This window comes from uncultured Streptococcus sp. (genome assembly GCF_963521865.1).
GTDB lineage: Bacteria > Bacillota > Bacilli > Lactobacillales > Streptococcaceae > Streptococcus.
This window is the reverse complement of the sequence record NZ_CAUQWY010000039.1, coordinates 1-14,761: the sequence shown is the minus strand read 5'-3', so window position 1 is coordinate 14,761 and position 14,761 is coordinate 1. Positions and strand designations below refer to the sequence as shown.

Annotated in this window: 9 protein-coding genes and 2 pseudogenes; 9 read left to right on the top strand and 2 right to left on the bottom strand. The window is 41.9% G+C overall.

Annotation, left to right across the window (positions count from 1 at the left end):
* Positions 1-120: 120 nt before the first annotated feature.
* The gene (gene argS / locus RWO85_RS08635; protein ID WP_314415340.1) at positions 121-1,812 is read right to left on the bottom strand and encodes an arginine--tRNA ligase; all 1,692 of its coding nucleotides are present in this window, start codon (positions 1,810-1,812) and stop codon (positions 121-123) included.
* Between the two features lie 135 nt (positions 1,813-1,947).
* On the opposite strand from argS, the gene argR reads away from it, so the two are divergent.
* The 8 genes from argR to RWO85_RS08595 all read left to right on the top strand — a co-directional run bounded on the left by argR (position 1,948) and on the right by RWO85_RS08595 (position 13,134).
* Positions 1,948-2,394 carry an arginine repressor gene (gene argR / locus RWO85_RS08630; protein WP_001231476.1) on the top strand — a complete coding sequence of 149 codons (447 nt, stop codon included), beginning with the start codon at positions 1,948-1,950 and terminating at the stop codon, positions 2,392-2,394.
* 50 nt (positions 2,395-2,444) lie between these two features.
* On the top strand, positions 2,445-4,979 hold the full coding sequence (gene mutS, locus RWO85_RS08625; protein WP_314415339.1) for a DNA mismatch repair protein MutS: 2,535 nt from the start codon (positions 2,445-2,447) through the stop codon (positions 4,977-4,979).
* Between the two features lie 145 nt (positions 4,980-5,124).
* Positions 5,125-6,831, top strand: a complete 1,707-nt coding sequence (gene patA / locus RWO85_RS08620) for a multidrug efflux ABC transporter subunit PatA (RefSeq protein ID WP_314415338.1) — start codon at positions 5,125-5,127, stop codon at positions 6,829-6,831.
* A 1-nt stretch (position 6,832) separates the two neighbouring features.
* On the top strand, positions 6,833-8,599 hold the full coding sequence (gene patB, locus RWO85_RS08615) for a multidrug efflux ABC transporter subunit PatB (RefSeq protein ID WP_314415336.1): 1,767 nt from the start codon (positions 6,833-6,835) through the stop codon (positions 8,597-8,599).
* A gap of 289 nt (positions 8,600-8,888) precedes the next feature.
* On the top strand, positions 8,889-9,578 hold the full coding sequence (locus tag RWO85_RS08610) for a gamma-glutamyl-gamma-aminobutyrate hydrolase family protein (RefSeq protein WP_314415334.1): 690 nt from the start codon (positions 8,889-8,891) through the stop codon (positions 9,576-9,578).
* Between the two features lie 170 nt (positions 9,579-9,748).
* On the top strand, positions 9,749-11,098 hold the full coding sequence (locus tag RWO85_RS08605) for a glucose-6-phosphate isomerase (RefSeq protein WP_000018268.1): 1,350 nt from the start codon (positions 9,749-9,751) through the stop codon (positions 11,096-11,098).
* Positions 11,099-11,225: 127 nt separating this feature from the next.
* Entirely contained in the window at positions 11,226-12,686 is a 1,461-nt protein-coding gene (gene gltX, locus RWO85_RS08600; protein WP_314415332.1) for a glutamate--tRNA ligase, read from the top strand.
* 13 nt (positions 12,687-12,699) lie between these two features.
* Positions 12,700-13,134 (top strand): cytidine deaminase, encoded by a 435-nt coding sequence (locus tag RWO85_RS08595; RefSeq protein WP_314415330.1) that lies wholly within the window; start codon positions 12,700-12,702, stop codon positions 13,132-13,134.
* Between the two features lie 64 nt (positions 13,135-13,198).
* On the opposite strand, the pseudogene RWO85_RS08590 reads toward RWO85_RS08595, so the two are convergent.
* Positions 13,199-14,506 (bottom strand): annotated as a pseudogene (locus RWO85_RS08590) (ISL3 family transposase).
* 47 nt (positions 14,507-14,553) lie between these two features.
* Here RWO85_RS08590 and RWO85_RS08585 point away from each other — a divergent pair.
* A pseudogene (locus RWO85_RS08585) lies at positions 14,554-14,761 on the top strand (hypothetical protein); the annotation flags it as partial.

The window sequence follows — 14,761 nt, the reverse complement described above, 5'->3', positions numbered from 1 at the left end:
ATGAGCCTAACCAAATCGATATTATTTGGTTAGGTGAATTAGTGAAGCGTTTAGGCAATTCGCCATATAGCGATTGCCGTCAAGAGACTAGGAACTTTAGTTCCAGTCTCTTGTAACGATTTACATCTTCTCAGGTGCTTCTACTCCAAGCAAGCGAAGGGCTTCTTTGAGAACGACTGCGGTTGCGTAGCTGAGGGCTAAACGGCTGTCGCGTTCTAGACTTTCATCCAAGATACGTGTATGTGCATAGTATTTGTTAAAGGCTTGAGCCAGGCTAATTGCAAATTTAGCAATGATAGAAGGTTCAAAGTTATCCGCCGCACGGTTGATAATACGTGGGAAGTCTTGGATGAGTTTGATGATTTCCCAACTTTCAGCATCATTTAAACTGTAATTAGCTTCTGTTTCTGGTTTGAAGTCTGCTTTACGTAAAATCGATTGGATACGAGCATAGGCATATTGTACATAAGGACCAGTTTCCCCCTCGAAGGATACCATAGTCTCTAGGTCGAAGTCGTATCCATTTGTACGGTCGGTCTTGAGGTCATAGAATTTAATGGCTCCAACCCCAACAGCATGCGCTACCTGGTCTTTGTTTTCTAGTTCAGGATTTTTAGCCTCGATTTGGGCTTTGGCACGGCTAACAGCCTCTGCAACAGTAGGCTCTAGCAAGATGACATTCCCTTTACGAGTAGAGAGTTTCTTCCCTTCTTTTGTAACCAAACCAAAAGGAACGTGGGTAATGTTGTCACTCCAGTCGTAGCCCATCTCTTGCAAGACAGCTTTAAGTTGTTTAAAGTGGGCAGATTGCTCTTGACCAACGACGTAGATAGATTTAGCAAATTGGTATTCGTTTTTACGATAAAGGGCTGCAGCCAAGTCACGTGTGATGTAGAGAGTTGCACCATCAGATTTCTTGATGAGGGCTGGATGTTCAATTCCATATTTCTCAAGATTTACAACCTGGGCACCTTCTGATTCAACAAGAAGGCCTTTTTCAGAAAGAATGTCTACAACTGCATCCATCTTATCGTTGTAGAAGGCTTCTCCGTTGTAGCTGTCAAATTCGACTTGCAATTCATTGTAAAGGCGGTTAAATTCCACCAAACTTTCATCACGGAACCATTGCCAAAGTGCGAGAGCTTCCTCGTCTCCATTTTCAAGTTTACGGAACCATTCGCGTGCTTCTTCATCCAAACTTGGGTCATTTTCAGCCTCAGCATTGATGCGGACGTAGAGTTTAAGGAGTTCATCAATTGGATGAGCTTTGACAGCTTCTTCGTCACCCCATTTTTTGTAGGCGACAATCAACATCCCAAACTGTTTACCCCAGTCTCCCAAATGGTTGACCTTGACTGTTTGATAACCGATTTTTTGGAAAATATGTGATAAGCTATCTCCGATAACAGTTGAGCGCAGGTGACCAATAGAGAATGGTTTAGCGATATTCGGACTAGACATGTCGATAACAACATTTTCTTGTTTACCAATGTTTTGATCAGCATAGTGTTCTTTTTCAGTGATAACAGCTTGCAATACTTGAGCAGAAATGGCAGATTTATCAAGGAAAAAGTTGACGTAAGGTCCTGTTGCGACAACCTTTTCAAAGGCTTGGCTGTTAATTTTTTCAGCCAGTTCAGCTGCAATCATTTGAGGTGCCTTACGTTCGACTTTTGCAAGAGAAAAAGCAGGGAAAGCGATGTCTCCCATTTCTGAGTTTTTAGGGGTTTCTAGTAAATTTAAAATAGCCTCTTGGTCCAGGCTATCAATGACGCTAGCCAACTCGCTAGCAATCAATTCTTTTGTATTCATTAAGAGCTCCTTTTTGGACTTTTCTACTATTTTATCACAATTTTAAAGAAAGAAGAAAAAATTTTTGAAATCTCCTATTTTTTTGGTATAATATAGTTATAAAATTAGTTATAAATATTCACATAAGAGGATTTTATGAGAAAAAGAGATCGTCATCAGTTAATAAAAAAAATGATTACTGAGGAGAAATTAAGTACACAAAAAGAAATTCAAGATCGGTTGGAGGCGCACAATGTTTTTGTGACGCAGACAACCCTGTCTCGTGATTTGCGCGAAATCGGCTTGACCAAGGTCAAGAAAAATGATATGGTGTATTATGTACTAGCAAATGAGACAGAAAAGATTGATTTGGTGGAATTTTTGTCTCATCATTTAGAAGGTGTTGCAAGAGCAGAGTTTACCTTGGTACTTCATACCAAATTGGGAGAAGCCTCTGTTTTGGCAAATATTGTAGATGCAAACAAGGATGAATGGATTTTAGGAACAGTTGCTGGTGCCAATACCTTATTGGTCATTTGTCGAGACCAGCACGTTGCCAAACTCATGGAAGATCGTTTGCTAGATTTGATGAAAGATAAGTAAGGTCTTGGGAGTTGCTCTCAAGACTTATTTTTGACAAGGAGAGACGGAAAATGGCGACAGAAAAGCTATCACCCGGCATGCAACAGTATGTGGATATTAAAAAGCAATATCCAGATGCTTTTTTGCTCTTTCGGATGGGTGATTTTTATGAATTATTTTATGAGGATGCGGTCAATGCTGCGCAGATTCTGGAAATTTCCTTAACGAGTCGCAACAAGAATGCGGACAATCCGATTCCTATGGCGGGGGTCCCCTATCATTCTGCCCAACAGTACATCGATGTCTTGATTGAGCAGGGTTATAAGGTGGCTATTGCAGAGCAGATGGAAGATCCTAAACAAGCAGTTGGGGTTGTGAAACGAGAGGTTGTTCAGGTCATTACGCCAGGGACAGTTGTCGATAGTAGTAAGCCGGATAGTCAGAACAACTTCTTGGTTGCCATAGACCGTGATGGCAATCAATTTGGCTTAGCTTATATGGACTTGGTGACGGGTGATTTTTATGTGACAGGTCTTTTGGATTTTACGCTGGTTTGTGGAGAAATCCGCAATCTCAAGGCGCGCGAAGTGGTGTTGGGTTATGACATGTCTGAGGAAGAAGAACAAATCCTCAGTCGCCAGATGAATCTGGTGCTTTCCTATGAAAAAGAAGGCTTTGAAGACCTTCATTTACTGGATTCACGATTGGCAACTGTGGAGCAAGCAGCCTCTAGTAAATTGCTCCAGTATGTTCATCGGACTCAGATGAGGGAATTGAACCACCTCAAGCCTGTTATCCGCTATGAAATCAAAGATTTCTTGCAGATGGATTATGCGACCAAGGCTAGTCTGGATTTGGTTGAGAATGCTCGTTCAGGCAAGAAGCAAGGCAGCCTTTTCTGGCTTTTGGATGAAACCAAAACAGCTATGGGTATGCGGCTCTTGCGTTCTTGGATTCATCGCCCCTTGATTGATAAGGAACGAATTATCCAACGTCAAGAAGTGGTGCAGGTCTTTCTCGACCATTTCTTTGAGCGCAGTGATTTGACAGACAGTCTCAAGGGTGTTTATGACATTGAGCGCTTGGCTAGTCGTGTTTCTTTTGGCAAGACCAACCCAAAGGATCTCTTGCAGTTGGCGGCCACCTTATCTAGTGTGCCACGGATTCGTGCGATTTTAGAAGGAATGGAGCAACCTGCTCTAGCTTATCTCATCGCACAACTGGATGGAATCCCTGAGTTGGAGAGTTTGATTAGCTCAGCGATTGCTCCTGAGGCTCCTCATGTGATTACGGATGGGGGAATTATCCAGACTGGATTTGATGAGACCTTAGACAAGTACCGTCGCGTTCTCAGAGAAGGGACTGGTTGGATTGCTGAGATTGAGGCTAAGGAACGCGAAAACTCTGGTATCAGCACGCTTAAGATTGACTACAATAAAAAGGATGGCTACTATTTCCATGTGACCAATTCGCAACTGGGAAATGTGCCTGCTCACTTTTTCCGCAAGGCGACGCTGAAAAATTCAGAACGTTTTGGAACCGAAGAATTAGCGCGTATCGAGGGAGATATGCTGGAGGCGCGTGAGAAGTCAGCTAATCTAGAGTACGAAATTTTTATGCGTATTCGTGAAGAGGTCAGCAAATACATCCAGCGTTTGCAGGTTCTAGCTCAAGGAATTGCGACGGTTGATGTCCTGCAAAGTCTAGCAGTTGTGGCCGAAAGCCAGCATTTGATTCGACCTGAGTTTGGAGATAATTCGCGAATTGATATCCAGAAAGGGCGCCATGCTGTCGTTGAAAAGGTTATGGGGGCTCAGACCTATATTCCAAATACGATTCAGATGGCAGAAGACACCAGTATCCAATTGATTACAGGGCCCAACATGAGCGGGAAGTCAACCTACATGCGTCAGTTAGCCATGACGGCGATTATGGCCCAGATGGGTTCCTATGTTCCTGCTGAAAGCGCCCATTTACCGATTTTTGATGCGATTTTTACCCGTATCGGAGCAGCAGATGACTTGGTTTCAGGTCAATCAACCTTCATGGTGGAGATGATGGAGGCCAATAATGCCATTTCGCATGCAACCAAAAATTCCTTGATTCTCTTTGATGAGTTAGGTCGTGGAACTGCAACTTACGACGGTATGGCTCTTGCTCAGTCTATCATCGAATACATTCATGAACATATCGGAGCCAAGACCCTCTTTGCGACCCACTACCATGAGTTGACTAGTCTGGAATCTAGCTTGGAACACTTGGTCAATGTCCACGTGGCAACTTTGGAGCAGGATGGGCAGGTTACCTTCCTTCACAAGATTGAACCAGGGCCAGCTGATAAATCCTATGGCATCCATGTTGCCAAGATTGCTGGCTTACCAGCAGACCTTTTAGCAAGGGCGGATAAGATTTTGACTCAGTTAGAGAATCAAGGCACAGAAAATCCTACTCCCATGAGACAAACAAGTGCTGTCACTGAACAGATTTCACTCTTTTATACGACTGAAGAACATCCTATCCTAGCAGAATTAGCTAAACTGGATATTTACAATATGACACCTATGCAGGCTATGAATGTCTTGGTCGAGTTAAAACAGAAACTATAAAGAGAAAATTACTGGTTATTCTAGCTGTATCAAGGAGTCTTCTTTGACAATCCCCCACTTTTTTGCTAGAATAACATCACACAAACAGAATGAGAAGGAGCTGACGCATTGTCGCTCCCTTTTGTCTATTTTTTAAGGAGAAAGTATGCTGATTCAGAAAATCAAAACCTACAAGTGGCAGGCCTTGGCTTCGCTCCTGATGACAGGCTTGATGGTTGCTAGTTCACTTTTGCAACCGCGTTATTTGCAGGAAGTGTTAGACGCCCTCCTTGCTGGGAAATATGAAGCTATTTATAGTATCGGGGCTTGGTTGATTGGTGTAGCCCTGGTAGGTCTGGTTGCTGGTGGGCTCAATGTTGTCCTCGCAGCCTATATTGCCCAAGGAGTTTCATCTGACCTTCGGGAGGATGCCTTCCGTAAAATCCAAACCTTTTCTTATGCCAATATTGAACAATTTAATGCGGGAAATCTAGTCGTTCGCATGACAAATGATATCAACCAGATTCAGAACGTGGTCATGATGACCTTCCAAATTCTGTTCAGACTTCCCCTCTTGTTCATCGGTTCGTTTATCTTGGCGGTTCAAACCTTACCTTCTCTGTGGTGGGTGATTGTTCTCATGGTAGTCTTGATTTTTGGTTTGACTGCTGTCATGATGGGGATGATGGGACCTCGTTTTGCCAAGTTTCAAACCCTTCTTGAGCGCATTAATGCTATTGCCAAGGAGAATCTGCGCGGCGTTCGCGTGGTCAAGTCCTTTGTCCAAGAAAAAGAGCAATTTACTAAGTTTACGGAGGTTTCAGACGAGCTTCTTGGTCAAAACCTTTACATTGGTTATGCCTTTTCAGTAGTGGAACCTTTTATGATGTTGGTCGGTTATGGGGCGGTATTTCTCTCTATTTGGCTGGTTGCTGGGATGGTTCAGTCGGATCCGTCAGTTGTTGGTTCCATTGCTTCCTTTGTCAATTACCTAAGCCAGATTATCTTTACCATTGTTATGGTTGGATTTTTGGGAAATTCTGTCAGTCGTGCTATGATTTCTATGCGTCGTATTCGAGAAATTCTGGACGCAGAGCCAGCCATGACCTTCAAGGATGTCCCAGATGAAGAGTTAGTCGGAAGTCTTAGCTTTGAAAATGTGACCTTTACCTATCCAATGGACAAGGAACCGATGCTGAAAGATGTGACCTTTACTATTGAACCTGGCCAAATGATTGGTGTCGTTGGAGCGACTGGTGCAGGAAAATCAACCTTGGCTCAATTGATTCCACGTCTCTTTGACCCACAGGAAGGGGCCATCAAAATTGGAGGTAAGGATATTCGAGAAGTGAGTGAAGGAACCCTGCGTAAAACAGTTTCTATCGTTCTTCAACGTGCTATTCTTTTTAGTGGAACGATTGCAGATAACTTGAGACAGGGTAAGGGAGATGCTACTCTATTTGAAATGGAGCGCGCAGCCAATATTGCCCAGGCTAGTGAATTCATTCATCGTATGGAGAAAACCTTTGAAAGTCCAGTTGAGGAACGGGGAACCAACTTCTCTGGCGGGCAAAAACAAAGGATGTCGATTGCGCGTGGGATTGTCAGCAATCCACGTATTCTGATTTTTGACGATTCGACCTCGGCTTTGGATGCCAAGTCAGAGCGCCTAGTCCAAGAAGCCTTGAATAAGGATTTGAAGGGAACAACAACCATTATCATCGCGCAAAAAATTAGCTCGGTTGTCCATGCAGACAAGATCTTGGTTCTAGATCAAGGACGATTGATTGGTCAAGGCAGGCATGCAGACTTAGTTGCCAATAATGCCGTTTACCGTGAAATCTATGAAACACAGAAAGGAAAGGAGGAATAAAATGAAGACAGTTCAATTTTTCTGGCATTACTTTAAGGTCTATAAGTTCTCATTTGTGGTTGTTATTTTGATGCTGGTTCTATCAACTCTTGCCCAAGCCCTCTTTCCGGTCTTTTCTGGACAAGCGGTAACAGAGCTAGCCAATTTAGTTCAAGCTTATCAAGATGGCAATCCAGAACTTGTTTGGCAAAGCCTATCAGGAATCATGGTCAATCTTGGCCTGCTAGTTTTGGTTTTATTTATCTCCAGTGTGATATACATGTGTCTTATGACGCGTGTGATTGCAGAATCGACCAACGAGATGCGCAAAGGCCTCTTCGGTAAGCTTGCTCGGTTGACGGTTTCTTTCTTTGACCGCCGACAAGATGGCGATATCCTGTCTCGTTTTACTAGTGATTTGGATAATATCCTCCAAGCCTTTAATGAAAGTTTGGTTCAGGTCATGAGCAATATTGTTTTATACATTGGTCTGATTTTTGTCATGTTTTCGAGAAATGTGACGCTGGCGCTCATCACCACTGCCAGCACACCAGTGGCCTTCCTCATGCTAATTTTCATCGTGAAAATGGCACGCAAATACACCAACCTCCAGCAGAAAGAGGTAGGGAAGCTCAACGCCTATATGGATGAGAGTATCTCAGGCCAAAAAGTCGTGATTGTGCAAGGGATTCAAGAGGATATGATGGCAGGATTTCTTGAACAAAATGAGCGCGTGCGCAAGGCAACCTTTAAAGGAAGAATGTTCTCAGGAATTCTTTTCCCTGTCATGAATGGGATGAGTCTGGTTAATACAGCCATCGTCATCTTTGCTGGTTCAGCTGTACTTTTGAATGATAAGTCTATCGAAACAAGTACAGCCCTAGGTTTGATTGTTATGTTTGCCCAATTTTCACAGCACTACTACCAGCCTATTATTCAAGTTGCGGCTAGTTGGGGAAGCCTTCAGTTAGCCTTTACAGGTGCTGAACGGATTCAGGAAATGTTTGACGCAGAGGAAGAAATTCGACCTGAAAAGGCTCCAACCTTCACTAAGTTGCAAGAAGGTGTCGAAATCAGTCATATTGATTTTTCATACTTGCCTGATAAACCTATTTTGAAAGATGTCAGTATTTCTGCCCCTAAAGGCCAGATGACAGCGGTTGTTGGGCCGACAGGGTCAGGGAAAACGACTATTATGAACCTTATCAATCGCTTTTATGATGTTGATGCTGGTGGGATTTATTTTGATGGTAAAGATGTTCGTGACTATGATTTAGATAGTCTCAGAAGTAAGGTGGGGATTGTCTTGCAAGATTCGGTCTTATTTAGCGGAACCATTCGAGACAATATCCGTTTCGGTGTACCAGATGCCAGTCAAGAAATGGTTGAGGCAGCAGCCAAGGCAACCCATATCCACGACTATATCGAAAGCTTGCCTGATAAGTACGATACTCTTATAGATGATGACCAGAGCATCTTTTCAACAGGGCAGAAGCAATTGATTTCTATCGCTCGAACCTTGATGACAGATCCAGAAGTTCTCATTCTAGATGAAGCCACTTCGAACGTAGATACGGTGACGGAAAGCAAGATTCAGCATGCCATGGAGGCGGTTGTAGCAGGTAGAACCAGTTTCGTCATTGCCCATCGTTTGAAGACCATCCTCAATGCAGACCAGATCATTGTCCTCAAAGATGGAGAAGTCATTGAACGTGGTAACCACCATGAACTCTTAAAACTAGGTGGATTCTACTCAGAACTCTATCACAATCAATTTGTCTTTGAATAAGAAAAAAGTTGTCCTATGCGGGCAGCTTTTTCTTGTCCATAAAAAATTTTTATCACGGCCTTTAAAAAAACATATTAGACGAAAGTCGTTTTGAGTGATATGATAGGACTATCGTTATACTCAATGAAAATCAAAGAGCAAACTAAGAAGCTAGCCGTAGGTTGCTCAAAGCACTGCTTTGAGGTTGTAGATAGAACTGACGAAGTCAGTAACATATATACGGTAAGGCGACGCTGACGTGGTTTGAAGAGATTTTCGAAGAGTATTAACATTCGAAAGGAGAGACATCATGCCTAGAACGGTTGTAGGAGTTGCTGCAAATCTATGTCCCGTAGATGCAGAAGGCAAAAACATTCATTCATCTGTATCTTGTAGATTCGCAGAGAGCGTTCGTCAAGTCGGTGGTCTCCCTTTAGTCATTCCTGTCGGTGATGAGTCAGTCGTACGCGACTATGTGGAAATGATTGACAAATTGATTTTGACAGGGGGCCAAAATGTCCATCCTCAGTTTTATGGAGAGAAAAAGACCATCGAAAGCGATGATTACAATCTGGTCCGTGATGAATTTGAATTGGCACTCTTGAAGGAAGCGCTCCGTCAGAATAAACCAATTATGGCAATCTGCCGTGGTGTTCAACTCGTCAATGTTGCCTTTGGTGGAACCCTCAATCAAGAAATCGAAGGTCACTGGCAAGGCCTACCTTTCGGAACATCTCACTCTATTGAGACAGTGGAAGGAAGCGTGGTGGCTAAGCTATTTGGAAAAGAAAGTCAAGTCAACTCCGTCCATCGTCAGAGTATTAAAGATTTGGCACCTAATTTCCGTGTAACTGCTATTGATCCAAGAGACCAAACCATCGAAGCGATTGAGTCTATCGACGAGCACCGCATCATCGGTTTACAGTGGCATCCAGAGTTTCTGGTCAATGAAGAAGATGGCAATTTAGAATTATTTGAGTATTTATTGAATGAACTGTAACGACTGGAACATCTAGTCGTTCTTTCTTTTATTTTTTCAAAATTTTTGGAATGTGGGTTTTTTACGCAAACGTTTGAATTATGATAAAAATTGGAGAAATTCGACAAAAAAACTTGAAAAAAACGAAGGTAAGCGTTATGATAGAAAAGAAGAAATATTGGAGGAATAACATGTCACATATTAAATTTGATTATTCAAAAGTTTTAGACAAATTTGTTGCACCACATGAAGTGGAATACATGCAATCACAAGTAACAGCAGCAGATGAATTGATTCGTAAAGGAACTGGTGCTGGTAGCGACTTCCTAGGATGGTTGGACCTTCCTGAAAACTATGACCGCGAAGAATTTGACCGCATCTTGAAAGCTGCTGAGCAAATCAAGTCAGACAGTGATGTTTTGGTTGTTATTGGTATCGGTGGATCTTACCTTGGTGCTAAAGCAGCAATCGACTTCTTGAACCACCACTTTGCTAACTTGCAAACAAAAGAAGAACGCAAGGCTCCACAAATCCTTTACGCAGGAAACTCAATCTCGTCTACTTACCTTGCTGACTTGGTGGAGTATGTTGCAGACAAAGACTTCTCAGTAAACGTGATTTCTAAATCAGGTACAACAACTGAACCAGCTATCGCTTTCCGTGTCTTCAAAGAACTTTTGGTTAAGAAATACGGTCAAGAAGAAGCCAACAAACGTATCTATGCAACAACTGACCGCCAAAAAGGTGCTGTTAAGGTTGAAGCAGATGCTAACGGTTGGGAAACATTTGTTGTTCCAGATGACATCGGTGGACGCTTCTCAGTATTGACAGCCGTTGGTTTGCTTCCAATCGCAGCATCAGGAGCTGACATCAAAGCCCTTATGGAAGGTGCTAACGCAGCTCGCAAAGACTACACTTCAGACAAAATCTCTGAAAACGAAGCTTACCAATACGCAGCAGTTCGTAACATCCTTTACCGTAAAGGCTATGCAACTGAAATCTTGGTAAACTATGAGCCATCACTTCAATACTTCTCAGAATGGTGGAAACAATTGGCTGGTGAATCAGAAGGAAAAGACCAAAAAGGTATCTACCCAACTTCAGCCAACTTCTCAACTGACTTGCACTCACTTGGTCAATTTATCCAAGAAGGAACTCGCATCATGTTTGAAACAGTTGTCCGTGTTGACAAACCTCGTAAGAACGTGATTATCCCTAGCTTGGAAGAAGACCTTGACGGACTTGGTTACCTTCAAGGAAAAGACGTTGACTTTGTAAACAAAAAAGCAACTGATGGTGTTCTTCTTGCCCACACAGATGGTGATGTACCAAACATGTACGTGACTCTTCCAGAGCAAGACGCTTTCACTCTTGGATACACTATCTACTTCTTCGAATTGGCTATCGCCCTTTCAGGTTACTTGAATGCTATCAACCCATTTGACCAACCAGGTGTTGAAGCTTATAAACGTAACATGTTTGCCCTTCTTGGAAAACCAGGATTTGAAGAATTGAGCAAAGAACTTAACGCACGTCTATAATAGAAGAAAAGAGTGGTTTGTCCACTCTTTTTACTCTCTTTATCCATAGAAATTGGACTCAGCCAAGACTTGTGATATAATATAGAGAGCAAAAAGGCAGACGCCTAGAGACTTTATAGGAGAAACTATGTCAAAAGATATCCGCGTACGTTACGCACCAAGTCCAACAGGACTACTACACATCGGAAATGCCCGTACAGCATTGTTTAACTATTTGTATGCACGCCATCATGGTGGAACATTTATCATTCGTATCGAAGATACTGACCGTAAACGTCATGTCGAGGATGGAGAACGTTCACAGCTTGAAAACCTTCGTTGGTTAGGCATGGATTGGGATGAAAGCCCAGAAACACATGAAAATTACCGCCAGTCTGAGCGTTTGGACTTGTATCAAAAATACATCGACCAACTATTAGCTGAAGGAAAAGCCTACAAATCTTATGTTACAGAAGAAGAGTTGGCAGCTGAACGCGAACGCCAAGAAGCAGCTGGCGAAACACCACGCTATATCAACGAATACCTTGGTATGAGTGAAGAGGGAAAAGCGGCTTATATCGCAGAACGTGAAGCAGCAGGAATCATCCCAACAGTTCGCTTGGCAGTCAATGAGTCAGGTATCTACAAGTGGCATGATATGGTCAAAGGTGATATCGAATTTGAAGGTGGCAATATCGGTGGTGACTGGGTTATCCAAAAGAAAGACGGTTACCCAACATACAACTTTGCCGTTGTCATCGATGACCATGATATGCAAATTTCTCACGTAATCCGTGGAGATGACCATATTGCTAATACACCAAAACAGCTTATGGTCTATGAAGCCTTTGGTTGGGAAGCTCCAGAGTTTGGTCACATGACTTTGATTATCAACTCTGAAACTGGAAAAAAATTGTCTAAACGTGACACCAACACCCTTCAGTTTATCGAAGACTACCGTAAAAAAGGTTATTTACCAGAAGCAGTTTTTAACTTTATTGCTCTTCTTGGTTGGAACCCAGGTGGCGAAGATGAGATTTTCTCTCGTGAAGAATTGATTAAACTTTTCGATGAAAACCGCCTCAGCAAGTCTCCAGCAGCCTTTGACCAGAAAAAACTAGACTGGATGAGCAATGATTATATCAAGAATGCAGACCTAGAAACTATCTTTGAAATGGCAAAACCATTCCTAGAAGAAGCAGGCCGATTGACTGACAAGGCTGAAAAATTAGTTGAGCTCTATAAACCACAAATGAAATCAGTAGATGAAATTATTCCATTGACAGATCTTTTCTTCTCAGATTTCCCAGAATTGACAGAAGCAGAGCGCGAAGTCATGGCGGGCGAAACAGTTCCAACAGTTCTTGAAGCCTTCAAAGTAAAACTTGAAGCGATGACAGATGATGAATTTGTGACAGAAAATATCTTCCCGCAAATTAAAGCAGTCCAAAAAGAAACAGGAATTAAAGGGAAAAATCTTTTCATGCCTATTCGTATCGCAGTTTCAGGTGAAATGCATGGACCAGAATTGCCAGATACGATCTTCTTGTTAGGTCGAGAAAAATCAATCCAGCATATCGAAAATATGTTAAAAGAGATCTCTAAATAAGAAGGATGCAACAATGGACATCTGGGAAACGATGTACGAGGAAGCACAGAAACTATACAATCCACATGAAGTATCTGATTTTGTTTATGCTAATCATGTCGTTGCCGCAGTAGAAGCAGAAGATGGACAAATATTTACAGGATTCTGTATGGAGGGGACCTGTGGTGTGTTCCATCTCTGCGCAGAGCGGGCGGCTCTCTTCAATATGTACCAATTTTCAGGACAAACTAAGGTTAAAAAAGTATTAGCCTTTCGAGATAAACCACCTTATGGTGGGAGTTCAGCCATGCCTTGTGGCGCTTGCAGAGAATTTCTCTTAGAGTTGAACGCTGAAAATAAAGATGCAGAATTCATGATGGACTACGATACAAGAAAGACGGTGAAAGTCGCAGAACTAATCCCCTATTGGTGGGGAGAAGAACGTGCTTCTAAGTTTAATAATCAATAGAAGAGTCAGTATAATTCTGGCTCTTTTTACGGCTCTTTGTCAACTGTAGTGGGTTGAAGAAAAGCTAAGCTCGAGAAAGGACAGATTTAGTCCTTTCTTTTTTGATATTCAGAGCAATAAAAATCCGTTTTTTGAAGTTTTCGAAGTTCCGAAAACCAAAGGCATTTCGTTTGATAAGTTTGATAAGATTATTGGTTGCTTCCAGTTTAGCGTTTGAATAGGGGAATTGAAGGGCGTTGACGATTTTCTCTTTGTCCTTGAGAAAGGTTTTAAAGACAGTCTGAAAAAGAGAATGAACCTGCTTTAGATTGTCCTCAATGAGTCCGAAAAATTTGTCTGCCTCCTTGTTCTGAAAGCGAAAAATCAAGAGTTGATAGAGATGATAGTGGTGTTTCAAGTTTTCTGAATAGCTTAAAAGCTTGTCTAGAATCTCTTTATTGGTTAAGTGCATGCGAAAAGTAGGGCGATAAAAACGTTTATCGCTGAGTTTACGACTATCTTGTTGAATGAGCTTCCAATAGCGCTTGATAGCCTTGTATTCATGGGATTTTCGTTCAAACTGATTTATGATTTGAACACGCACACGAATCATAGCACGGCTTAAGTGTTGGAGTAAAACAGTCCAGTGGACTGTTTTAGCCTAAGTTTAGAAATATAATAACGAAGGGTGAAAGCGATCCAGAACGATTTTAGCACACGGAAAAAGCTGTTTAGCCAAGTCATAATAGGGACTAAACATATCCATAGTAATAATTTTCACTCGACATCGGACAGCTCTATCGTATCGAAGAAAGTGATTTCGGATGACAGCCTGTGTTCTACCTTCAAGAACAGCGATGATACTGAGATTATCAAAATCTTGTGCAATGAAACTCATCTTTCCTTTTGTAAAGGTATATTCGTCCCAAGACATAATCTCAGGAAGGCGAGAAAAATCAGGCTTAAAGTGAAAGTCATTGAGCTTGCGAATGACAGTTGAAGTTGAAATGCCAAGCTGATGAGCAATATCGGTCATAGAAGTTTTTTCAATCAGCTTTTGAGCAATCTTTTGGTTGATGATACGAGGAATTTGATGATTCTTCTTGACGATAGAAGTTTCAGCCACCATCATTTTTGAGCACTGATAGCACTTAAAACGGCGCTTTTTCAGAAGGATTCTAGTAGGCATACCAGTTGTTTCGAGGTAAGGAATTTTAGAAGGTTTTTGAAAGTCATATTTCTTCATTTGACTTCCACAATCAGGACAAGAAGGGGCCTCATAATCCAGTCTAGCGATGATTTCTTTGTGGGTATCCCTATTGATGATATCCATAAATTGGATATTTGGGTCTTTGATATCGAGTAGTTTTGTGATAAAATGTAATTGTTCCATATGAATCTTTCTAATGAGTTGTTTGGTCGCTTTTCATTATAGATCTTATGGGACTTTTTTTCTACAACAAAATAGGCTCCATAATATCTATAGGGGATTTACCCACTACAAATATTATAGAGCCCTTTTTACTTAATTTGAAAAAAATAGAAAAAGTAGTTGACAAAGTTAGAAAAGTGGGTATAATAGTAAGAGTTGAAAACAACTCTGGTCCGTTGGTCAAGGGGTTAAGACACCGCCTTTTCACGGCGGTAA

Coding starts and splice junctions, on each gene's coding strand:
- argS (WP_314415340.1), bottom strand. CDS start 1,812: ATGAATACAAAAGAATTGATTGCTAGCGAGTTGGCTAGCGTCATTGAT.
- argR (WP_001231476.1), top strand. CDS start 1,948: ATGAGAAAAAGAGATCGTCATCAGTTAATAAAAAAAATGATTACTGAG.
- mutS (WP_314415339.1), top strand. CDS start 2,445: ATGGCGACAGAAAAGCTATCACCCGGCATGCAACAGTATGTGGATATT.
- patA (WP_314415338.1), top strand. CDS start 5,125: ATGCTGATTCAGAAAATCAAAACCTACAAGTGGCAGGCCTTGGCTTCG.
- patB (WP_314415336.1), top strand. CDS start 6,833: ATGAAGACAGTTCAATTTTTCTGGCATTACTTTAAGGTCTATAAGTTC.
- RWO85_RS08610 (WP_314415334.1), top strand. CDS start 8,889: ATGCCTAGAACGGTTGTAGGAGTTGCTGCAAATCTATGTCCCGTAGAT.
- RWO85_RS08605 (WP_000018268.1), top strand. CDS start 9,749: ATGTCACATATTAAATTTGATTATTCAAAAGTTTTAGACAAATTTGTT.
- gltX (WP_314415332.1), top strand. CDS start 11,226: ATGTCAAAAGATATCCGCGTACGTTACGCACCAAGTCCAACAGGACTA.
- RWO85_RS08595 (WP_314415330.1), top strand. CDS start 12,700: ATGGACATCTGGGAAACGATGTACGAGGAAGCACAGAAACTATACAAT.